This is a genomic window from Frondihabitans sp. VKM Ac-2883, from assembly GCF_015350875.1.
GTDB lineage: Bacteria > Actinomycetota > Actinomycetes > Actinomycetales > Microbacteriaceae > Frondihabitans.
This window is the reverse complement of sequence record NZ_JADKSF010000008.1, coordinates 152,604-174,667: the sequence shown is the minus strand read 5'-3', so window position 1 is coordinate 174,667 and position 22,064 is coordinate 152,604. Positions and strand designations below refer to the sequence as shown.

Here is a 22,064-nt window from a genome sequence, read left to right as displayed (position 1 = left end):
CTCGTGGGAGAACGTCCAGGCCCGCTACACCGCCGCGACCACCAAAACCGACGGCCTCCTCGTCTTCTAAGACCCGCCGTCGGGCCCCTGCGCTACTGTCGTAGAGGCCAAAAGCCGTCATTTTCAGCATCTAGCCCCACCCACGTGCGTCTTCTGACGCCTGACAACCTGGAGTTTCATTGAGCGTCAAGATCGGCATCAACGGCTTCGGCCGCATCGGCCGTAACTACTTCCGCGCCGCCCTCGCCAAGGGCAGCGACCTCGAGATCGTCGCGGTCAACGACCTGACCGACAACGCAGCCCTCGCCAACCTGCTCAAGTTCGACTCGATCACGGGCCGTCTCGATGCGACCGTCGAGCTCGACGGCGACAGCATCGTCGTCAACGGCAAGCCCATCAAGGTCCTCGCCGAGCGCGACCCCGCCAACCTGCCCTGGGGCGAGCTGGGCGTCGACATCGTCATCGAATCGACCGGTTTCTTCACCAAGGCCGCCGACGCGCAGAAGCACATCGACGCGGGTGCCAAGAAGGTCATCATCTCTGCTCCCGCCACCGGCGACGACATCACGATTGTCCTCGGCGTCAACGAGGGCCTGTACGACCCCGCTTCGCACAACATCATCTCAAACGCGTCGTGCACCACGAACAGCCTCGCGCCGCTCATGAAGGTATTCCTCGACAAGTTCGGCGTCGAGCGCGGTCTGATGACCACGGTCCACGCCTACACCGCCGACCAGAACCTCCAGGACGGCCCGCACAGCGACCCGCGTCGCGCCCGTGCAGCCGCTCTGAACATCGTCCCGACCTCGACCGGTGCGGCCAAGGCCATCGGCCTCGTTATCCCGAAGCTCGCCGGCAAGCTTGATGGCTACGCGCTTCGCGTGCCCGTGCCCACAGGTTCGATCACCGACGTGACGCTCGAGACCTCGACGCCCGTCACTGTCGACCAGATCAACGCGGCATACAAAGAAGCCTCCGAGGGTGACCTCAAGGGCATCCTGCTCTACTCCGAAGACCCGCTCGTCTCGAGCGACATCCGCACCGACCCGCACTCGTCGATCTACGACTCGGGCCTGACCAAGGTCATCGGCAACATGGTCAAGATCACCTCGTGGTACGACAACGAGTGGGGCTACTCCAACCGTCTCGTCGACCTCGCCGAGTACGTGGCCGCGAAGCTCTAGTCCCGTTCACCCGCTGCACCTCGACAAGATCTAGGCATATGGCTCTTCGAACCCTCGATTCCCTCGGAACCCTGTCCGGCAAGCGCGTCATCGTCCGTTGCGACTTGAACGTCCCGTTGAAAGACGGAACGATCACCGACGACGGGCGCGTGCGCGCTTCGCTTGGCACTCTCAACACCCTGATCAATGCCGGCGCTCGCGTCGTCGTCATCTCGCACCTCGGTCGACCCGACGGCGAGGTCAAGCCCGAATACAGTCTCGCTCCGGTCGCCCAGCGGCTCAGCGAACTGCTCGGCAAGTCGGTCGGCTTCGCGCCGGAGACGACTGGCCCGGCGACGACCGCCGCTGTCGGCTCACTCGCCGACGGGCAGATCATCGTGCTCGAGAACCTCCGGTTCCAGGCAGCAGAGACCTCGAAGAGCGACGACGAGAGGAAGGCATTCGCCGAGCAGCTCGCAGCTCTCGGCGAGGCCTTCGTCTCGGACGGCTTCGGTGTCGTCCACCGCAAGCAGGCAAGCGTCTACGATCTGCCGCAGATCCTGCCGAGCGCAGCCGGAACCCTTATCAAGACCGAGCTCGACGTGCTCGAGCGCCTCACCGAGAAGCCCGAGCGCCCCTACTCGGTCGTGCTCGGCGGCTCGAAGGTCTCCGACAAGCTCGGAGTGATCGAGCACCTCCTGCCCCGCGTCGACAACCTCCTCATCGGGGGCGGCATGCTGTTCACGTTCCTGGCGGCTCAGGGCCACTCCGTGGGCAAGAGTCTGCTCGAGACCGACCAGCTTGATCGCGTTCGCGGCTACATCCGCGACGCCGAGGCTCGCGGCGTCAATCTCGTGCTGCCGACCGACGTCGTCGTCGCATCCGGATTCGCTGCCGACGCCGACCACGAGACGGTCGCATCTGACGCGATCGAGTCGACCCGCTTTGGAGCGGACGGCCTCGGCCTCGACATCGGCCCCGACACGGCGTCGGCTTTTGCTGACGTCATCGCCGCGTCGAAGACCGTTTTCTGGAACGGCCCCATGGGCGTGTTCGAGTTCGACGCCTTCGCCGCCGGTACGAAGACGGTTGCTCAGGCGCTGACCGAGGTCGATGGCCTGGGCGTCGTCGGGGGAGGCGATTCGGCTTCAGCCGTGCGCGCTCTCGGCTTCACCGACGATCAGTTCGGCCACATCTCCACCGGTGGTGGAGCAAGCCTCGAATTCCTCGAGGGAAAGAAACTGCCCGGCCTGGAGGTCCTCGGATGGTAACCGCACGCACCCCGTTCATCGCCGGCAACTGGAAGATGAACCTCGACCACCTGCAGTCGATCGCGTTCGTCCAGAAGCTCGCGTGGAGCCTGAAAGACGCGAAGCACGACTTCGCGAAGGTCGAGTCGGCCATCTTCCCGCCGTTCACCGACCTCCGCAGCGTCCAGACGCTGATCGACGCTGACAAGCTTGAACTCGAGCTGGGTGCCCAAGACCTGTCCGAGAACGACTCGGGTGCCTTCACCGGCGACATCTCAGGAGCATTCCTCGCTCGACTCGATGTTAAGTACGTGATCGTCGGGCACTCCGAGCGGCGTACGATCCATGGCGAGACCGACGAGGTCGTGGCCGCCAAGGTCGCCGCGGCGCATCGTCACGGCCTCGTACCGGTGCTGTGCGTCGGCGAGACCGCCGAAGACCTCGAGAAGCACGGGCCGAGCGCTGTGCCTGTTGCCCAGCTGAAGGCGGCGCTGGCGTCCGTTCCGAAGACCGCCGAGATCGTCGTAGCCTACGAGCCCGTCTGGGCCATCGGCTCCGGTCAGGCCGCGACTCCTGACCAAGCTCAGCAAGTCTGCGCAGCCCTGCGGGCAACGCTGGTCGACGAGCTGGGGGCCGATGCTGCCGCCTCGACGAGAGTTCTCTACGGTGGCAGCGTCAAGGCGGCGAACATCGCGACCTTCATGCGCGAACCCGACGTCGACGGCGCACTCGTCGGTGGCGCGAGTCTCGACATCACCGAGTTCGCGAGCATCGTTCGCTTCCAGAACCACGTCGGAGTCTGAAACTCCCCGGTCGCGGGCTATAATTGCTGACGGCCCGCCCCTCGAAAGGTTCTCCGTGCAAATTCTCCAGGTCGTCCTGCAGGTGGTACTCGGTATCACGAGTCTCCTGCTGACCCTGCTCATCCTTCTTCACCGTGGTCGTGGCGGTGGCCTCTCCGACATGTTCGGCGGTGGCGTCACCAGCAACCTCGGCGCCTCCGGCGTCGCAGAGCGCAACCTCAATCGCATCACAGTCATCCTCGGCCTCATCTGGATCGCATCGATCGTGGTTCTGGGCCTCATCACCAAGTTTTCGGCAGGTTCGTAATGGCATCAGGCGGTAGCGCAATTCGGGGGTCACGCGTCGGCGCAGGGCCCATGGGCGAACAGGATCGCGGGTTCCAGGCAGAGCGCATCACGATCTCGTACTGGGACGCCCTCGGCAACGAGGTCGTCCGTCACTTCGCGGCCAACGTGCCCGACGAAGAAATTCCCGAGACGGTCGACTCGCCCTCCAGTGGTCTTCCCGCTGGCCGCGACAAAGAGAACCCTCCGGTCGTCGCGAAGCTCGAGCCGTACAAGACGCACCTGGCCTACGTCAAAGAACGTCGCACCGAAGAAGAGGCTGCTCAGCTTCTCGACGAGGCGCTGCAGGCTTTGCGCGTTCGCCGCGGCAAGGTCCCCGCAAAGAAGTAGTCCTATCGTCAAGACCCCCGGCTTCGGCCGGGGGTTTTTGCGTGCGCCGGGCCCTTCCGAATTCGAAGGAGAAATCCTTGCCGAAGGCCCCGATCCCCATGAAGTCGTCGGCCCGATGACGCTTCTCCTTCGAATTCGGAAGGGCGGGCCGAGGCGGCGGGGGACCACCGGGTCGAACGCGAAAAACGAAGGATCCGAGACCAGGGCGGTCTCGGATCCTTCGTTGGGGGGGGTCTGTCTCAGTAGGTCGACGCGATGAGCTGCTCCGGCACCTCGGCGGCCGCGTCTTTGTCGACGAAGAACACCGTGCGCTTGCGACCCTTGACGCCCGCGACCGGAACCTGGTCGGCACCGGCACCGGCGAGGGCCAGCCCGAGCGACGAGGCCTTCTCGGCGCCCGCGAGGATCATCCACACCCGCTGCGAGTTGTTGATCGCCGGGAGGCTCAGCGTGAGGCGCACCGGCGGCGGCTTCGGGCTGTCGTCGATCGTGAGCACGGTCGGCGTCGTCATGCTGATCTGCGGCTTGTCGGGGAACAGCGACGCGATGTGCCCGTCGGGTCCGACTCCGAGGAGCGTGATGTCGAAGCGGGGAGACTCGTCGTCACCCTGCGCGTGCTCTTTGAGCTCGGCCACGTAGGCGGCGGCAGCCTCGTCGACGGTGGGGTAGTCGCCGACCGCACCGAAGCGGTGCACGTTCTCGGCAGGCACGCCGATGTGGTCGAGGAGGTCGGCCCCGTTCGCGCGATCGTTGCGGTCGTCAGAACCCGCTTCGACCCACCGCTCGTCAGACCACCAGAACGAGACCTTCGACCAGTCGACGCTGTCGCGCGCCTCGGAGCGGTTGATGGCTGCCAGCACGAGTGTGCTAACCGACCCTCCGCTCAAGACAACGGACGCGTAGTCCTGTTCTTCGATCACGTCGATGATCTTGGTGATGAATCGAGCGGCAACGGATGCGCCCAGGTTCTGTTTGTCGGGGTGAACTAGCACCCGTCGATCGTTCGTCACACTCAGTTGCTTTCTTGGTCGTCGCGCAATTGCTTCACGCCCGTCATCACGACATTCCCGAAGAGGGAGTCGGGGTCGAGTCTACGGAGTTCCTCGGCCAGGCAATCGCGCAGGCTACGGCGTGGCAACGACAGGTCGTGGACGGGTTGTCCGGGCTGCGAGAGAGTCGCCACGTTGACGACCGATCGGTCGAGCTCGATGACGCCGGAGGCACGGTGCAGACGTACGCCGTGGATGCCGCTCGAGCCGGTGGCGCGTGTCGTCATCTCGTGGCGCACGGGAACCTGGAGCTGCAATCGAAGCCACGCGGCCAGAAGCAGCGTCGAGGGGGAGTCCATCGCACCGGCGACCTCCACCTCGTTTACGGGCTCGTACGGCGGCTGGTCGAGAGCCGCCGCGAGCTGGGTGCGCCAGAGTGTGAGCCGCGTCCACGCGAAGTCGGTGTCGCCGGGCGCATAGGTGTCGGCGAGATCGATGATCGACTGGCGGGGGTTGTCTTGAGCGGCGGCGTCGGTGATGCGCCGCTGCGCGATTCGGCCGAGGGGCGACTCAGAGACGATGGCCGGTGCCTTGCCCGGCCACCACGCGACGACGGGGGCGTCTGGCAGCAGAAGACCCGTGACGAGGCCCTCCTCGTCGGACGACATCTCTCCGTAGGCGCGGAGGAGGATGACCTCACTCGCCCCGGCGTCACCGCCGACGCGGATCTGAGCGTCGAGTCGAGGTTCGTCATGCCCCGTCGGCTCGTCGGCCGTCGAAATGACGATCACGCGCATGGGGTGCTCGCGCGACGCTTCGTTGGCGGCCTCGATGGCCTCTTCTTCGTGACCGAGGTTGGTCGAGATCACGAGGGTGAGCACACGGCCCAGAGCGACGACGCCGCCCTCCTCGCGGATCTTGACCAGCGCCTTCGAGACATGGCTGATGGTGCTGTCGGGCAGATCGACGATCACGGTCGCCTCCAGGTACGACCGTCGCGGGCCATGAGTTCGTCGGCGGAGCTCGGGCCCCAGGTGCCGGGTCGGTATTGATCGGGCTGGCCTTGCTTGGCCCAGAACTCCTCGATGGGATCGAGGATCTTCCAGGAGAGCTCGACCTCTTCGTGGCGCGGGAAGAGCGGCGGGTCGCCCAGCAGGACGTCGAGGATCAGACGCTCGTAGGCTTCGGGGCTCGCCTCGGTGAACGCGTGGCCGTAGCCGAAGTCCATCGTGACATCGCGCACCTGGGTTCCGATTCCGGGCACCTTCGAGCCGAACCGGAGGGTCACACCCTCATCGGGCTGCACTCTGATGACCAGGGCATTCTGGCCGAGCTCGGCTCCGTCGCCGAGACCGAAGACATTCTCGGGAACGCGCTTGAAGACCACGGCGATCTCGGTCACGCGGCGGCCCAGGCGCTTGCCGGCCCGGAGGTAGAAGGGCACTCCCGACCAGCGACGGGTGGCTATTTCGAGCTTGATGGCCGCAAAGGTCTCGGTGACCGACTCGGGGTTCATTCCGGCCTCGTCGAGGAACCCGAGGACCTTCTCGCCACCCTGCCAGCCACCCGCGTACTGGCCGCGGGCCGTGCCGGCAGCGAGATCGGCGGGGATGCGGACCGCGGAGAGCACTTTCTCTTTCTCCGCTCGCAGATCACGGGCGTTGAAGCTGACGGGCTCTTCCATCGCGGTGAGGGCGAGAAGCTGGAGCAGGTGGTTCTGGATCACATCGCGTGCGGCACCGATGCCGTCGTAATAGCCCGCTCGGCCGGCGACGCCGATGTCTTCGGCCATCGTGATCTGCACGTGGTCGACGTACTTGCTGTTCCACAGCGGTTCGTACATCTGGTTCGCGAACCGGAGCGTCAGGAGGTTCTGGACCGTCTCCTTGCCGAGGTAGTGATCGATGCGGAACACCGAATCGGGCTCGAAGACGGTCTCGACGACGGCGTTCAACTCGCGCGCCGTCTTCAAGTCACTGCCGAACGGCTTCTCGATGACCACACGACGCCAGGGCTTCTCGCCATTCGCGTCGACGCTGTCGTCGGTGAGCCCCGAGTTGCGAAGCTGCTCGGTGACGAGCGGGAAGAACTTCGGCGGTATCGACAGGTAGAACGCGTGGTTGCCCATCGTGCCCCGCTCGACGTCGAGCGTGTCGATCGTCTGCTTGAGCTCGGCGAATGCATCGGCGTCGTCGAACGAACCCTGGACGAACCGGATCCCCTCTTTGAGCTGGCGCCAGACGTCTTCGTCGAAGGGCGTACGAGCGTGCTCCTTGACCGCCTCGTACACGACCTGCTCGAAATCCTGGTCTTCCCATTCACGTCGGGCGAAGCCGACGAGTGCGAAGCCCGGGGGGAGGAGGCCGCGGTTAGCCAGGTCGTAGACGGCCGGCATGAGCTTTTTGCGGGACAGGTCGCCTGTCACGCCGAAAATGATGAGGCCGCTCGGACCGGCTATGCGGTTGAGTCGGCGATCGGAGGGCAACCGCAGCGGGTTGAACTCCGGAGTGATTTCCACCGGTGCCATGTGAGTATTCATCGTCCTTGCGTCGTCGTGGTCGGCTGCGACCGGAATGGTGTCGGGCCCTCTCACACGAAGGCGAGCACGAGGTCGACCCGCGCCCGCCTTCGGATCAGCGGAGTGCGCTGAGAATTACGGGAAGTGCTTCCGCCACATCCGTCACCGTAAGGGTCAGGACGGGACGGCCGTGCTCGGCGAGCACTGTGGCGTCGCCCGCGGCTTGAGCGACCACGAGAGCGCCGAACGTGAAGCTGCTGTTCGGAATCTCGAGGTCGACCCCGGGGGTCTGCGTGATCTGAAGGAAGACCCCGTTGGCCGGGCCACCCTTGTGGTATTGGCCGGTCGAGTGCAGGAACCGAGGCCCCCACCCGAAGGTGACCGGGCGCCCGGTTCTCTCCGCGAGCACGTCGCGGAGGCCGACGATCTCGGGATTCTCGAACCGGTCGACGTAGGCGTGAAGGGCGACGTATCCATCGCCAGTTAGATGTGCCAGCAAGGCAGCTACCGCGGATGAGACCGACTCACCGGGCTCGAGGCTGGGGCTCGTGCGAACCGCGATGCCGTCCGTGACCATCGCAGACTGCGAGGGCGCCGCGGATACAGGCGCGGGGGAGCCTTCGAGCAGCGCACGCGTGGCCGCTTTGGCCGACTCCACGTCAGGCTGGTCGAACGGGTTGACGCCGAGAAGGCGTCCGGCCACTGCAACCGCGTACTCCCACACCAAAAACTGTGCCCCGAGGGATCCTGAGATCTCGACCTCTCCGGGGGAGACCTCACGAGTCTCTTCGGTCGAGCCGACGAGCCGAATCACCTGCACGTCGTCAAGACCGGCCGTGATTTCGGGGGCGTCGACGCCGACCACCACGGGCAGGAGCCCGCGACCGTTCTTACCCGTCGACTCGGCAATCAACTGCTCTGCCCAGTCGGGGAAGCCTTGCAGGTGCGTGCCGTCGGCGACGAGCACGATCTTGTCGCGCAGGGGAGTGGTGCCCGCCAGAACGGCCCCGAGTACGAGACCGGGGTTGTCAGGGCGATCCTGAGCGAGCTCGACAGTGACGGCGTCTGCCTCGGCAAGGAGCTCCTGGATGTCTGCTCCCGCGAGACCAGCAGGAACGAGCCCGAAAGCCGAAAGAGCCGAATAGCGCCCACCGACGTTCGGATCCGCCGCAAAGACCTCGTAGCCGGCCGCGCGAGCCGACTCGTCGAGCGGCGAGCCGGGGTCGGTGACCACGACGATGCGATCAGCGAGGTCGGTGAAGCCGGCGTCAGAAAATGCCTTCTCGAACACGGAACGTGCGCTGGCCGTCTCGACGGTCGATCCGGACTTCGACGAGACGATGAGCACGGTGTGCTCGAGGTCGTCGTTCAGAGCCGAGAGGACCTGCCCCGGCACCGTGGCGTCGAGCACGGTGAGATCGACGCCGTAGGTGCGAGTGATGACCTCGGGGGCGAGCGAGGATCCGCCCATCCCTGCCAACACGAAGTGCGTGAGCCCCTTGGCCGTGAGCTTCTCGCGAAGCGCAAGGATCCGGAGGACTATTTCAGCCGAGGACGCCACGGACTCGGTCCAGCCGAGTCGCGTGGAAGCCTCGTGCTCGGCGTCAGGACCCCAGAGGCTGGGATCCTGAACCGTGATGCCCGACGCGACCAGGTCGCGCACGAGCGAGGGGACGACGGACCCGACTGCATCAGCAGCCGGGCCCGACGCGGTTAGAGCAATGGTCACTTAGCGGATTCCAGCGCCGCCGTCACGGTGTCGAGGAGCTCGTTCCAGGAGACGATGAACTTGTCGACGCCCTCCGACTCGAGCACACCGACGACGTCGTCATACGAGACGCCCTGGGCCGCGATGGCGTCCATGACCTCGTTAGCGGCGGCGTAGGAGCCCGTGATGGTGTCGCCCACGATGACGCCGTGGTCGAAGGTGGCCTCGAGGGTCTTCTCCGGCATGGTGTTGACGACGTCGGCCGCGACGAGCTCGACCACGTAGGTGGTATCGAGGACGTTGGGGTCTTTCACGCCGGTCGATGCCCACAGCGGGCGCTGCTTGTTCGCACCCTCGGCGAGAAGGCCGGCAGCGCGCTCGGTTGCGAAGGCCTGACCGTAGACCTCGTAGGCCAGCTGAGCGTTCGCGACGCCCGCCTTGCCCTTGAGTGCCTTCGCCTCGTCCGTTCCGACGGCGTCGAGACGCTTGTCGATCTCGGTGTCGACACGCGACACGAAGAACGAGGCGACCGAGTGGATCTTCGAGAGGTCTTTGCCGGCGGCCTTCGCCTGCTCGAGACCGGTCAGGTAGGCGTTGATGACGGCACGGTAGCGCTCGAGCGAGAAGATCAGAGTGACGTTGACGCTGATGCCCTCGGCGATGACGGCGGTGATGGCCTCGAGGCCCTCGATGGTCGCCGGGATCTTGATGAGGACGTTCTCTTTATTGACCTTGTCGAACAGCTGCTTGGCCTGGCTGATCGTGCCGGCGGCGTCGTGCGCCAGACCGGGCTCGACCTCGATCGAGACGCGGCCGTCGAAGCCGTTCGTGGCGTCGTAGATCGGCTTGAAGACATTGCAAGCGTCGGCGACGTCGTCGGTGGTGATCTCGAAGACGGCGTCGGTCACACCGGTGCCGGCCTTGGCCAGCTCGGCGACCTGCTCGTCGTAGGCCTCGCCCTTGGCGAGAGCCGACGCGAAGATCGTCGGGTTGGTCGTGACGCCGACGACGTTGCGCTCGGCGATGATCTTCTGCAGACCCTCCGACTTGATGCGCTCGCGCGACAGGTCGTCGAGCCAGATGCTCACGCCAGCGGCGGAGAGCTGGGCGGTGGGGGTGGTTGCTGTGGTGTCAGTCATTGCTGTTCTTCTTTCTGCGGGCGCTCAGTGAGCGGCCAGCGAGTCCAGGCTGTCTTTGGCTGCGGCGACCGCAGCCTCGGTCGTGATGCCGAACTTCTGATAGAGAGTCTTGTAGTCGGCCGAGGCACCGAAGTGCTCGATCGAGACGCTGCGACCGGCGTCACCGACGATGCCCTTCCAGGGCATCGCCACGCCGGCCTCGATGGAGACGCGCGCCTTGACGGCGGTCGGGAGGACCGACTCCTTGTAGTCGTCGCTCTGCTCGTCGAACCATTCGAGGCTCGGAGCAGAGATGACGCGGGCGTTGATTCCCTCGCCACGAAGCACCTCGCGGGCCTCGACAGCGATCTGAACCTCGGAACCGGTGGCGATGAGGAGCACGTCGGGGGTTCCGCCCGGCGCCTCGGCCAGCACGTAAGCGCCCTTGGCGACATTCTTCGCCGAGGCGAAGGTCTCGCCGGTGGCGTCACCGTCACCGCGCTCGAAGACCGGGAGGTTCTGGCGGCTGAGCGCGAGACCGGCCGGGCCGTTGAAGCGCTGCAGGATCGTGAGCCACGCGTAGGCCGTCTCGTTGGCGTCGGCAGGGCGGACCATCGAGAAGTCGGGGATCGCACGAAGGGCGGCGAGCTGCTCCACCGGCTGGTGCGTCGGGCCGTCTTCACCGAGGGCGACGGAGTCGTGAGTCCACACGTAGGTGACCGGAGCCTTCATGAGCGCGGCGAGACGAACGGCCGGACGCATGTAGTCGGAGAAGATCAGGAACGTGCCGCCGAAGGGGCGCGTGTTGCCGTGCAGGACGATTCCGTTGAGGATCGATCCCATGGCGTGCTCGCGGATACCGAAGTGGAGAACGCGGCCGTAGGGGTCGCCGCTCCACTCGTGGGTCGACCACTCGGTCGGCACGAACGACTTTGCACCCTTGATCGACGTGAGGTTCGACTCGGCGAGGTCAGCGGAACCGCCCCAAAACTCGGGGAGGACACCGGCGATGCCGTTGATGACCTGGCCGGAAGCGGCACGGGTCGAGACCTCTTTGCCGGATTCGAAGACCGGGAGGGCTTCTTCGAGGCCCTCCGGGAGGTCGCCGGCGAGGATGCGGTCGAGGAGGACCTTCTTCTCGGGGTTGGCAGCGGCCCACGCGTCGAGCTTGGTGTTCCACTCGGCGTGCAGAGCCTGGCCGCGCTCCACGGCCTTCCGGGTGTGAGACAGAACCTCGGGGTCGACGTCGAACGACTTCTCGGGGTCGAACTCGAGGAAGCGCTTGAGGCCGGCGATCTCATCTTTACCGAGAGCGGAGCCGTGCGACTTGCCCGAACCCTGCTTGGTCGGGGACGGCCAGGCGATGATGGTCTTGAGGATGATCAGCGACGGCTTGTCGGTGATTCCCTTGGCGCGCTCGATGGCGTCGTGCAGTTCGGCGACGTCTTCGACGTACTCGCCGGTCTTCTTCCAGTCGACGACCTGGACATCCCAGTCGTAGGCCTCGAAGCGCTTGTGCACGTCTTCGGTGAAGGCGATGTTGGTGTCGTCCTCGATCGAGATCTGGTTCGAGTCGTAGATCGCGATGAGGTTGCCGAGCTGCTGGTGGCCTGCGAGCGAGGCGGCCTCGCTGGTGACGCCCTCCTGCATGTCGCCGTCGCCGGCGATCACGTAGACGAAGTGGTCGAACGGGCTCGTGCCGGCGGCAGCCTCGGGGTCGAACAGACCGCGCTCGAAGCGGGCCGCGTAGGCGAAGCCCACCGAGCTTGCGAGACCCTGGCCCAGGGGGCCGGTGGTGATCTCGATGCCGTCGGTGTGGCCGTACTCGGGGTGACCGGGAGTTTTGGAGCCCCAAGTGCGGAGCGCCTCGAGGTCTTCGAGCTCGAGGCCGTAGCCACCGAGGTAGAACTGGATGTACTGCGTCAGCGACGAGTGGCCGACAGACAGGATGAAGCGGTCTCGCCCGATCCAGGTGCTATCGCTGGGGTCGCGCGCCATGACCTTCTGGAAGAGCAGATAAGCAGCGGGAGCAAGGCTCATCGCCGTACCCGGGTGACCGTTTCCCACCTTCTCAACCGCATCGGCCGCGAGAACGCGGACAGTGTTCACTGCCTTGTTGTCAATGGATTCCCATTGCAGATCTGCCACTTGAAGATGACCCTTCTTGATGCGAGATTGCGCGGGTGTCGTTCCCGCACTGACATGCCTACCGAGGCGCCTTCGACTCAGTCCGGGTGTGTTCCCTGGGCCTGCTGCCGGGCATACTTCTAGGGCGACATCGACACGAACGTGGGATCGGCGCCCTGAGCCCTGCAACTGGCAAGCAACTCCCAGCATAGCGACGTGCACTGTCACAGCGCCCGTCGAACGGCCAGGAACAGCCCCTGATCGCCACATTCATCGCCTACACTTGCTATGGCTTCGGTTTCGCCAGGCACTGCTCTGCCTCCGGCGATTCTTCGCGGCCCGTGCCTGAAACGGCCCAGCAATCAGAGGATGTATGACAACCCATAGCGCTTTGACCACTCCCACCGACTCGCAGCCCGCGGTATCTTCCGCCAAGCGAATCGGCGTCAAACGCAAGTTCCGCGCCTACGTCTCGCTCACGAAGCCGCGTGTGATGGAGCTGCTGCTCGTCACCACCATTCCCACGATGTTCCTTGCCGAGGGGGGTATTCCGAGGCTCTGGCTCGTGGTGGCCACCCTGATCGGCGGGGCCTTGAGCGCCGGCTCGGCGTCGTCGTTCAACTGCTACATCGACCGCGACATCGACCGCGTCATGAAGCGAACCAAAGACCGGGCCCTCGTCACGGGTGATGTCTCCGACCGCGAAGCGCTCATCTTCTCGTACGTCATGGGCGTCGCGTCCATCGCTTGGCTCGCGTACACCGTCAACCTGATCTCCGCGGCACTGTCGCTGTTCGCGATCGTGTTCTACGTGTTCGTCTACACGCTCTGGCTCAAGCGCCGCACGCCGCAGAACATCGTCTGGGGCGGAATCGCCGGCTGCATGCCCGTCCTGATCGGCTGGGCCGCAGTCACCGGCTCGCTGACCTGGGCGCCCGTCATCCTGTTCGCCGTCATCTTCCTCTGGACCCCGCCGCACTACTGGCCTCTGTCCATGCGGTACCGCGACGACTACGCCTCCGTCGACGTGCCCATGCTCGCCGTAGTTCGCGGTCGAGCCCACGTCGGTCTGCAGGTCATCCTCTACGCGTGGGCCACCGTCGTCTGCTCGCTCCTCCTCATCCCCGTCGCCCAAATGGGTGTGCTCTACACCGTCGTCGCGCTGGCGAGCGGTGCCTGGTTCGTCGTCGAGTCGCACCGCCTCTACAGCCGGGCGATCACCCAGGTGGCCGAGGTCAAGCCGATGAAGGTCTTCCACGCCTCCATCACGTACCTGACGCTGCTGTTCCTGGCCGTCGGCATCGACCCGCTGCTTCCCTTCTAGCTCTTAGCGCGGCGGGCCGCCGCAGCACCTCGACTCCGCCGACCGTGGTCGGCGCACCCGAATTCGAAGGAAAAACCGACGGGCGCAAACCAGTCCATGCGGATCGGCGGGGGTGAGCCTCGCGCTTCTCCTTCAAATTCGGAAGGCAGGCGGGTGCGGCACAGGGGAGCCCGGCGCAGAACACGCCGTCAAGATCGGCAGAGGCGCAGGATCCTGCGGCCCGCCGCTCGACACGAGCTCCGCAGCGCTACGCAGCGATAGTCGCTGCCTCCCGCGCCGGCTTCGTGAGGTCGGCGTCGCTCTCGAGCGTGTGCGTGACCGCCGTCATCGCGGCGACGAGGAGCCCGGCGAGCACGAGGTGGACGCCGACGAGGAACGGCGGCAGACCGGTGTTGGCCTGGACGAGCCCCACGGTGATCTGGAGGACCTCGACGGCGAGGAGCAGGAGGGGGAAGCGCCGGGGGAGCCCGAGTCGAATCGCGCCCACCACGAGGGCGAGCGTCAGCACGAAGACCGCGAACGCCGGCACGGCGTGCAGCGTCTCGATGAGCTTGGGGTCGAACCCGTTGCGGTGGGTGTTCTCATCGCCGGCGTGGGGACCGGCACCCGTGGTCAGGATGCCGAGCACGACCGTGATCGCGACGAAGACCGCGGCGACTCGCGTGGTGAGCGCGTACCACGGGGGAGTCGCGGCTGAGGTGCCACGCGGCCCGTGATAGACGCGGTAGACGAGAGTCGCCGTGATGCGGACCAGGACCATCGAGACGATGAAGTGCGATCCCACGACGTAGGGGTTGAGTTTGGCCAGGACGCTGATGCCGCCGAGCACCGCCTGGAACGGGATGCTGAGTGCCTGGATGAGCGTTAGCCAGAACAGGTCGCGTCGCACCTTCCGCATGCGGAACACGGCGAAGAAGGCGAGGATCACGATGATGACGAGGACGAACGTCAGAAGCCGATTGCCGAACTCGATGATGCCGTGGAAGCCCATCTCGGGTGTCGTGACGATCGAACCAGCGGTGCACTCGGGCCAGGTCGGGCAGCCGAGGCCGGAGCCGGTGAGGCGGACGAGGCCGCCGGTGCCCACGAGCAAGAGTTGGCAGGCGAGAGACGCCCAGGCGATGAACCGGACACGCCGGTCGATCCGAGCCGGGAGCCACGACCAGACTCGGGCGATGACGCCCATCGACGTTGCCTGTGCATTGCTCACGGATTGCTGTCCTTCGTTACTTTTGGATGCCTGGCCTGTAGCATTGTGGGGTTCAGGAACACACCCGGTTTCGGTGCGTCGACGCAGACCACAGATCTCTCGGTCTCGAGTGTAGAGACATCGATCTGGGTGGTCGCCCTTGAATTTCGACTCCTCTCGCAGCTGCGAGACCGAGTCCCGCCCGCCAGGGAATGTCGCAACGAACGTATCGGTTCGAGACGACGAAGAAAGAGGTAGGTATGTCTGACGTGTTGATCGACCGCCCGGAGCTCGCAGGACTGGGCCAGTACGAGTTCGGCTGGGCCGACTCCGATGCCGCTGGCGCATCCGCGCGCCGTGGCGTGAACCCCGAGGTCGTGACCGACATCTCGAACCTCAAGAGCGAACCCGAGTGGATGCTCAAGAACCGCCTCAAGGGTCTCGCCCTGTTCGAGCGCAAGCCCATGCCCACCTGGGGCGCCGACCTCTCCGGCATCGACTTCGACAACATCAAGTACTTCGTGCGGTCGACCGAGAAGCAGGCCGGTAGCTGGGAAGAGCTGCCCGACGACATCAAGGCGACCTACGAGAAGCTCGGCATCCCCGAGGCCGAGCGCAACCGCCTCGTCGCCGGCGTCGCCGCCCAGTACGAGTCCGAGGTCGTCTACCACCAGATCCGCGAAGACCTCGAAGAGCAGGGTGTCATCTTCATGGACACCGACACGGCTCTTCGTGAGCACCCCGAGTTCTTCCAGGAGTACTTCGGCACCGTGATCCCGGCCGGCGACAACAAGTTCGCCGCGCTCAACACGGCTGTCTGGTCCGGCGGATCCTTCGTCTACGTTCCGAAGAACGTCCGGGTCGAAATTCCCCTTCAGGCCTACTTCCGTATCAACACGGAGAACATGGGCCAGTTCGAGCGCACGCTGATCATCGCCGACGAGGGCAGCTACGTGCACTACATCGAGGGCTGCACGGCTCCGATCTACAAGAGCGACTCGCTGCACTCGGCCGTCGTCGAGATCATCGTCAAGAAGAACGCCCGCGTTCGCTACACGACGATCCAGAACTGGTCGAACAACGTCTACAACCTCGTCACGAAGCGCGCCATCGCCCACGAGGGCGCCACCATGGAGTGGATCGACGGCAACATCGGCTCCAAGGTGACGATGAAGTACCCCTCGATCTACCTCGCTGGTGAACACGCCAAGGGCGAGACCCTCTCTGTCGCGTTTGCTGGCCCCGGCCAGCACCAGGATGCCGGCGCGAAGATGATCCACATGGCGCCCTACACGACGTCGTCGATCGTCTCCAAGTCGATCGCGCGTGGCGGTGGCCGAGCCGGCTACCGCGGCGAGGTCCGCGTCGATGAGGGTGCGCACCACTCCGCCAACACGGTTCGCTGCGACGCGCTCCTGGTCGACACCATCTCGCGCTCCGACACCTATCCGGCGATCGATATCCGCATCGACGACGTCCAGCTCGGCCATGAGGCGACTGTCTCCCGGGTGAGCGAAGAGCAGCTCTTCTACCTGATGTCGCGCGGAATGGCCGAAGACGAGGCCATGGCCATGATCGTCCGAGGCTTCATCGAGCCCATCGCCCGCGAGCTCCCGATGGAGTACGCACTCGAATTGAACAAGCTCATCGAGATGAGCATGGAAGGATCCGTCGGCTAGATGTCCGCCACTCCCGCAACGACCGACACATCCACGCCGATCGTCGAAGCGGCGGTGCCGAACGGTGCCGTCGTGCCCGGCTCTGCGGCGCACACCGACGGGGCCTGGGCCGACCGGCCCATCCCCGTCCAGACCCGCTCCGGTCGATTCGCCTCGACCGACCCGGCGGCCTTCCCGACCGTCACCGGCCGCGAGGTCGACTGGAAGCTGAGCCCGGTCCAGGCGCTCCGTCCCCTCATCGACGGTCCGCTCGACGGCTCCCCGTACGCCTATCTGGCCCGCGAGACGCCCGGCGCGTCCGTCGACTGGGTGACACCGGAGCACGAGCTCGTCGGCACTGCCGGCACGCCCGAAGACAAGGCCTCGGCCAATGCCTGGGCAAGCACCGAGAACGTCCTTCTCGTGACCGTCTCCGGCGACGAGCCGACGTCGATCACGATCGGTCGCTCGGGCCTCGACACCGCGCCGCGCGCCGGCCACACGGTCATCCACGCCAAGCCGAACTCGACCGGTCTCGTCATCCTCCAGAATTCCGGAGATGCGCAGCTCGTCGAGAACGTCGAGATCGTGGTCGACGAGGGTGCTCACCTCACGGTGGTCAGCGTGCAAGAGTGGAACGACTCCGGCGTCCATCTCTCGAGCCACTTCGCCAAGATCGGCCGCGACGCACAGCTCAAACACTTCGTCGTGAGCCTCGGCGGCTCCATCGTGCGGGTCAACCCGTCCGCGCACCTCGCGGCGCAGGGTGCCGACGCCGACCTCAACGGCGTGTACTTCGCCGATGCGGGGCAGCACCTCGAGCAGCAGGTCTACGTCAATCACGACGCCCCCAACACCAAGAGCCGCGTGAACTACAAGGGCGCTCTTCAGGGCGAGGGTGCACGGACCGTCTGGATCGGCGACGTCCTCATCGGGCGCACGGCCCCTGGCACCGACAGCTACGAGCAGAACCGCAACCTCGTTCTCTCCGAGGGCACCCGCGCGGATTCGATCCCGAACCTCGAAATCGAGACCGGTGACATCATGGGCGCCGGCCACGCATCGGCCACCGGCCGCTTCGACGACGAGCACCTGTTCTACCTCGAGTCGCGCGGCATTCCCGAAGAAGAAGCGCGCCGCATCGTGGTGCTCGGCTTCCTCAGCGAGATCGTGCAGCACATCGGTGAGCCCGCCCTGCAGGAGCGCCTGATCGCGGCTCTTGAGGCCGAGCTCGCAGACGGCGCCGATGTGCGCTCGGCTGCGAACGCGGCGGGTGGCTCGACGGCAGCGCGACGTTCGCCGTACGTCGACTCGCAGCCCGGTGCCGCCGTAGCGACGGGCACCGACCACGTGTCGAGCGAGCCCGATGTCGCGGCCGGAGTCACCGACGAGGGCACGGCACCCGGAGGCACGCACTGATGGCTACGACACCTGTGGGGCAGCGGGTCTGCGCCGAGGCCGACGTCAGCGTGTCCGAGGCCCTGCGAGTCGTGGTCGACGGAATCCCCGTCGCCGTGGTCCGCGACTCGGCGGGGCAGTTGCACGCCCTCGGCGACACCTGCACCCATGGCGACATCTCACTCTCCGAGGGGTTCGTCGAAGACGACACCCTGGAGTGCTGGGCCCACGGCTCGAAGTTCGAGCTGACCACCGGCAAGCCACTCACCCTTCCCGCCTACGAACCCGTGCCGGTCTTCCCGGTCACGGTCGTCGACGGTGACGTCTGGATCGACACCACACCGGTCACGGCACCTCCGGTCGCGTAGCGGCCTCCCGATCTTCAGCTCCAGATTCAACTAAAGGAACATCATGGCTACCCTCGAAATCCGCGACCTCCAGGTCTCGATCGACACCGAGCAGGGCAACAAGCCCATCTTGAAGGGCGTCGACCTCACCATCAAGCAGGGTGAGATCCACGCCGTCATGGGGCCCAATGGCTCCGGCAAGTCCACCCTCGCCTACACGATCGCCGGCCACCCCCGGTACAAGGTCGATGGCGGATCGATCACCCTCGACGGTGTCGAGGTGCTCGACATGACCGTCGACGAGCGCGCCAAGGCGGGCCTCTTCCTGGCCATGCAGTACCCGGTCGAGATTCCCGGCGTCACCGTCGCGAACTTCCTTCGCACCGCGAAGACCGCCCTTGACGGGGAGGCACCCGCCCTCCGCACCTGGGTCAAAGACCTCCGCCAGCACATGAGCGACCTCAAAATGGACTCCTCTTTCGCCGAGCGCAACGTCAACGAGGGCTTCTCGGGCGGCGAGAAGAAGCGCCACGAGATCATGCAGCTCGAGCTCCTCAAGCCGAAGTTCGCGATCCTCGACGAGACCGACTCCGGGCTCGACGTCGATGCTCTCAAGATCGTCTCGGAGGGCGTCAACCGCGCTCACCAGTCGACCGACCTCGGCATTCTGATGATCACGCACTACACGCGGATCCTTCGCTATATCAAGCCTGACTTCGTGCACGTCTTCGTCGACGGCCACGTGGCCGACGAGGGCGGACCCGAACTGGCCGACCAGCTCGAGAACGAGGGCTACGACCGCTATGTCGCTGCCTCGGCCGAGGCCGCTGCACCGGCCGGAGCCTAGACATGCCGATCGCACTCGCGCCCGAGAAGTTCGACCAGATCGAAGAGGCCCTGAAAGAGGTCATGGACCCCGAGCTCGGCGTCAACGTCGTCGACCTCGGCCTGATCTACGACCTGGCCCTCGACGACGAGGTCGAAGACGCGCTGATCATCAGCATGACTTTGACGAGCGCCGGTTGCCCCCTGACCGACGTGATCGAGTCTGAGACGGCCAACGCGCTCGACGGGGTCGTCGACGCCTTCCGCATCAACTGGGTGTGGATGCCGCCGTGGGGTCCCGACCGCATCACGGACGACGGGCGCGACATGATGCGCGCCATCGGCTTCTCGATCTAACTGAGCTGTTCCGACCCGCACGGTCGGCGAAAGCATGTGCCTCTGGGCAGATGGTTTGGCCGGACGTGCGGGTTTTGCGTTCCCCGGCGCAGAAGCTGCCCGCGCAGAGGACGCCCGGCACGGAAAAGGGCCCCCGCCGCATACGACGGGGGCCCGAAAGCGAAGGATCCGGCGGCTAGTCGTTCTTCTTCGAGTCGAGGGCGCGCACACCGCGCCACAGCAGCGGCAGCATGCCGGCCGCAATGACCCACTTGACGATGCCACCCACGATGAACGGCGTGAAGCCGGCCGCGAGCACCGCGGAGACGTCGTGCGGGTAGCCCAGTCGAGCCAACGCGAACCCGAGGAACGGGAGACCGACGGCGAAGGGGATCAGTGATGCCAGGAAGAAGCCCACGAGCGAGCGGACGACGTGGCGATCCCACTGGCGCTCCGACAGCCAGCCGATGGCGAAGGCGGCCGGGATGAATCCGACGATGAATCCGAAGCTCGGCAGCATGACGCTGGCGAAGCCGCCGTTGTGCTCGGCGAAGATCGGCAGACCGACGAGGCCGACGAGGGCGTAGGCGAGCAGCGACAGCGCACCACGGCGGGCGCCGAGAGTCGCGCCGACGAGCAGAACACCGAGAGTCTGGCCGGTGACCGGGACGGGCCACAGCGGCACGACGACCTGTGCGAGAACGCCCATGACGGCGACTCCGCCCGCGATGAGCGCGGCATCGGTCGCGATGCTCCGCGTGACGAAGCGATCGGCGAGCACCGACTTGCGGGCCGGAAGAAGGGCGCCAGCGGACAATGCTGCGGGGTTGGTCATGCAATCTCCTAGAATAGGTAGGTCGATCGGCGCAGTCTGCTCCGACGACTCGGTTCCACGCTGATTCCTCTTCATCCTAGGGGCGACCCAACGGCGGGCGGCGTTGTGGACACCTCACCAGATGATTGGACTTTCGCTGTGCTCTCCGTGCACGACCTCGAGATTCGCGTAGGCGCCCGCCTCCTCATGGAGGGCGTGACCTTCCGCGTCGAAAAGGGCGACAAGATCGGCCTCGTCGGCCGAAACGGCGCGGGCAAGACGACCATGACCAAGACCCTGGCGGGCGAGACGATGCCCACCGGTGGCTCGATCGACAAGACCGGTGAGATCGGATACCTGCCACAGGATCCCCGCAGCGGTAACCCGGAAGACCTGGCTCGCACCCGGATCCTCGATGCCCGTGGTCTCGGCCAGATCCTCCTCGGCATCCAGGAGGCGTCGCTCGCCATGGGCAGCGACGACCCGGCCGTGGCCGAGAAGGCCATGAAGCGCTACGGCGACCTCGACGACCGCTTCAACGCCCTCGGCGGGTACGCCGCCGAAGCGGAGGCCGCGTCGATCGCCAGCAACCTCAGCCTGCCCGACCGCATCCTCGACCAACCCCTGTCGACCCTGTCGGGTGGTCAGCGTCGCCGCATCGAGCTCGCGCGCATCCTGTTCTCGGCTGCCGACACGATGATCCTCGATGAGCCGACAAACCACCTCGACGCCGACAGCGTCGTCTGGCTGCGGGAGTACCTCAAGACGTACCAGGGCGGCGTAATCGTGATCAGCCACGACATCGAGCTCGTCGACGAGGTCGTCAACCGTGTCTTCTACCTCGACGCGAACCGCCAGCAGATCGACATCTACAACATGGGCTGGAAGCACTACCAGCGCCAGCGCGCCTCCGACGAGGAGCGTCGTAAAAAAGAGCGCGCCACCGCCGAGAAGCAGGCCGGTCAGCTGCAGAAGCAGGCCGCCCGCTTCGGCGCGAAAGCGTCTAAGGCCGCCGCGGCGCACCAGATGGTCGCTCGCGCCGAGAAGCTCCTTGCAGGGCTTGACGAGGTGCGTGCTGTCGACCGGGTCGCGAAACTCCGGTTCCCGACCCCCGCCGCCTGCGGGCGGACGCCGCTCATGGCGACGAACCTTTCGAAGAGCTACGGCTCCCTCGAGATCTTCACAGCTGTCGACCTCGCCATCGACCGCGGATCGAAGGTGGTCATCCTCGGTCTGAACGGTGCCGGTAAGACGACCCTCCTGCGCATCCTCGCGGGTGTCGACGCGCCCGACACCGGTCAGCTGGAGCCGGGGCACGGCCTCCGCATCGGTTATTACGCACAGGAGCACGAGACGATCGACGTCAAGCGCAGCGTGCTCGAGAACATGGTGTCGTCGTCACCGAACATCACCGAGATGGAGGCGCGCCGGGTGCTCGGATCGTTCCTCTTCACGGGTGACGACTCGGCCAAGCCGGCCGGCGTGCTCTCCGGTGGTGAGAAGACCCGTCTGGCCCTGGCGATGATCGTCGTCTCGGGCGCCAACGTGCTGCTGCTCGACGAGCCCACGAACAACCTCGACCCGGCCTCGCGGCTCGAGATCCTCGACGCGCTCAACAACTACGAGGGTGCTGTCGTGCTCGTCAGTCACGACGAGGGTGCTGTCGAGGCGCTGAACCCCGAGCGCGTGCTGATCATGCCCGAGGGCACCGAAGACCACTGGACGCCCGACTACTCCGATTTGATCACGCTGGCGTAGCGCAGCGGAGCCAGCGTGACCATCGAGCACAGGACGCTGGCATAGCGCACCGCCGCAACACGTA

At 65.7% G+C, this 22,064-nt stretch carries 20 protein-coding genes; 12 read left to right on the top strand and 8 right to left on the bottom strand.

Features of this window, described 5'->3' with window-relative positions; translation table 11 throughout:
• The first annotated feature begins 179 nt into the window (after positions 1-179).
• The 5 genes from gap to ITJ49_RS14965 are packed head-to-tail and all read left to right on the top strand — an operon-like array spanning position 180 to position 3,891.
• Complete coding sequence (gap, locus tag ITJ49_RS14985) at positions 180-1,184, top strand: type I glyceraldehyde-3-phosphate dehydrogenase (RefSeq protein WP_194606366.1); 1,005 nt, start codon at positions 180-182, stop codon at positions 1,182-1,184.
• A 38-nt stretch (positions 1,185-1,222) separates the two neighbouring features.
• Complete coding sequence (gene pgk / locus ITJ49_RS14980; protein WP_194606365.1) at positions 1,223-2,434, top strand: phosphoglycerate kinase; 1,212 nt, start codon at positions 1,223-1,225, stop codon at positions 2,432-2,434.
• A complete protein-coding gene (gene tpiA / locus ITJ49_RS14975) occupies positions 2,428-3,216 on the top strand; it encodes a triose-phosphate isomerase (RefSeq protein WP_194606364.1) in 789 nt (262 codons plus the stop codon). The genes pgk and tpiA overlap by 7 nt, the downstream gene beginning before the upstream one ends.
• Before the next feature lie 55 nt (positions 3,217-3,271).
• On the top strand, positions 3,272-3,523 hold the full coding sequence (gene secG, locus ITJ49_RS14970) for a preprotein translocase subunit SecG (RefSeq protein ID WP_055957799.1): 252 nt from the start codon (positions 3,272-3,274) through the stop codon (positions 3,521-3,523).
• Complete coding sequence (locus ITJ49_RS14965; protein ID WP_055957795.1) at positions 3,523-3,891, top strand: RNA polymerase-binding protein RbpA; 369 nt, start codon at positions 3,523-3,525, stop codon at positions 3,889-3,891. Before secG ends, ITJ49_RS14965 begins: the two co-directional genes overlap by 1 nt.
• A gap of 239 nt (positions 3,892-4,130) precedes the next feature.
• On the opposite strand, the gene pgl is transcribed toward ITJ49_RS14965, so the two are convergent.
• From pgl to tkt, 6 genes are all read right to left on the bottom strand, one after another.
• Positions 4,131-4,901: a 6-phosphogluconolactonase gene (gene pgl, locus ITJ49_RS14960; protein WP_055957793.1), complete on the bottom strand. Its 771-nt coding sequence runs from the start codon at positions 4,899-4,901 to the stop codon at positions 4,131-4,133.
• A gap of 2 nt (positions 4,902-4,903) precedes the next feature.
• A complete protein-coding gene (locus ITJ49_RS14955; RefSeq protein ID WP_055957789.1) occupies positions 4,904-5,854 on the bottom strand; it encodes a glucose-6-phosphate dehydrogenase assembly protein OpcA in 951 nt (316 codons plus the stop codon).
• Positions 5,851-7,407 carry a glucose-6-phosphate dehydrogenase gene (gene zwf / locus ITJ49_RS14950; RefSeq protein ID WP_055957786.1) on the bottom strand — a complete coding sequence of 519 codons (1,557 nt, stop codon included), beginning with the start codon at positions 7,405-7,407 and terminating at the stop codon, positions 5,851-5,853. The genes ITJ49_RS14955 and zwf overlap by 4 nt, the downstream gene beginning before the upstream one ends.
• 106 nt (positions 7,408-7,513) lie before the next feature.
• The gene (locus ITJ49_RS14945) at positions 7,514-9,127 is read right to left on the bottom strand and encodes a glucose-6-phosphate isomerase (protein ID WP_194606363.1); all 1,614 of its coding nucleotides are present in this window, start codon (positions 9,125-9,127) and stop codon (positions 7,514-7,516) included.
• On the bottom strand, positions 9,124-10,245 hold the full coding sequence (gene tal / locus ITJ49_RS14940; RefSeq protein WP_194606362.1) for a transaldolase: 1,122 nt from the start codon (positions 10,243-10,245) through the stop codon (positions 9,124-9,126). The genes ITJ49_RS14945 and tal overlap by 4 nt, the downstream gene beginning before the upstream one ends.
• Positions 10,246-10,269: 24 nt before the next feature.
• Entirely contained in the window at positions 10,270-12,372 is a 2,103-nt protein-coding gene (gene tkt, locus ITJ49_RS14935; protein ID WP_055957774.1) for a transketolase, read from the bottom strand.
• 352 nt (positions 12,373-12,724) lie between these two features.
• On the opposite strand from tkt, the gene ITJ49_RS14930 reads away from it, so the two are divergent.
• A complete protein-coding gene (locus tag ITJ49_RS14930) occupies positions 12,725-13,675 on the top strand; it encodes a heme o synthase (RefSeq protein ID WP_194606361.1) in 951 nt (316 codons plus the stop codon).
• A gap of 247 nt (positions 13,676-13,922) precedes the next feature.
• On the opposite strand, the gene ITJ49_RS14925 is transcribed toward ITJ49_RS14930, so the two are convergent.
• Positions 13,923-14,885 carry a heme A synthase gene (locus ITJ49_RS14925; RefSeq protein ID WP_370544545.1) on the bottom strand — a complete coding sequence of 321 codons (963 nt, stop codon included), beginning with the start codon at positions 14,883-14,885 and terminating at the stop codon, positions 13,923-13,925.
• A gap of 239 nt (positions 14,886-15,124) precedes the next feature.
• Between ITJ49_RS14925 and sufB the strand changes: the two genes are divergently transcribed.
• From sufB to ITJ49_RS14900, 5 genes are read left to right on the top strand one after another with little or no spacing between them, the layout of a single operon-like run.
• Complete coding sequence (gene sufB / locus ITJ49_RS14920; protein ID WP_055961818.1) at positions 15,125-16,543, top strand: Fe-S cluster assembly protein SufB; 1,419 nt, start codon at positions 15,125-15,127, stop codon at positions 16,541-16,543.
• Positions 16,544-17,941 carry a Fe-S cluster assembly protein SufD gene (gene sufD, locus ITJ49_RS14915; RefSeq protein ID WP_194606360.1) on the top strand — a complete coding sequence of 466 codons (1,398 nt, stop codon included), beginning with the start codon at positions 16,544-16,546 and terminating at the stop codon, positions 17,939-17,941.
• On the top strand, positions 17,941-18,288 hold the full coding sequence (locus ITJ49_RS14910) for a non-heme iron oxygenase ferredoxin subunit (RefSeq protein WP_123943816.1): 348 nt from the start codon (positions 17,941-17,943) through the stop codon (positions 18,286-18,288). Before sufD ends, ITJ49_RS14910 begins: the two co-directional genes overlap by 1 nt.
• A 43-nt stretch (positions 18,289-18,331) precedes the next feature.
• Positions 18,332-19,114, top strand: coding sequence for a Fe-S cluster assembly ATPase SufC (gene sufC, locus ITJ49_RS14905; RefSeq protein WP_123943814.1), 783 nt, complete (start codon positions 18,332-18,334; stop codon positions 19,112-19,114).
• Between the two features lie 2 nt (positions 19,115-19,116).
• On the top strand, positions 19,117-19,449 hold the full coding sequence (locus ITJ49_RS14900) for a metal-sulfur cluster assembly factor (RefSeq protein WP_055957760.1): 333 nt from the start codon (positions 19,117-19,119) through the stop codon (positions 19,447-19,449).
• Positions 19,450-19,624: 175 nt separating this feature from the next.
• On the opposite strand, the gene ITJ49_RS14895 is transcribed toward ITJ49_RS14900, so the two are convergent.
• On the bottom strand, positions 19,625-20,263 hold the full coding sequence (locus ITJ49_RS14895) for a biotin transporter BioY (RefSeq protein ID WP_055957757.1): 639 nt from the start codon (positions 20,261-20,263) through the stop codon (positions 19,625-19,627).
• 138 nt (positions 20,264-20,401) lie between these two features.
• Between ITJ49_RS14895 and ITJ49_RS14890 the strand changes: the two genes are divergently transcribed.
• Complete coding sequence (locus tag ITJ49_RS14890; RefSeq protein ID WP_055957755.1) at positions 20,402-22,000, top strand: ABC-F family ATP-binding cassette domain-containing protein; 1,599 nt, start codon at positions 20,402-20,404, stop codon at positions 21,998-22,000.
• The last annotated feature ends 64 nt before the right edge of the window (positions 22,001-22,064 follow it).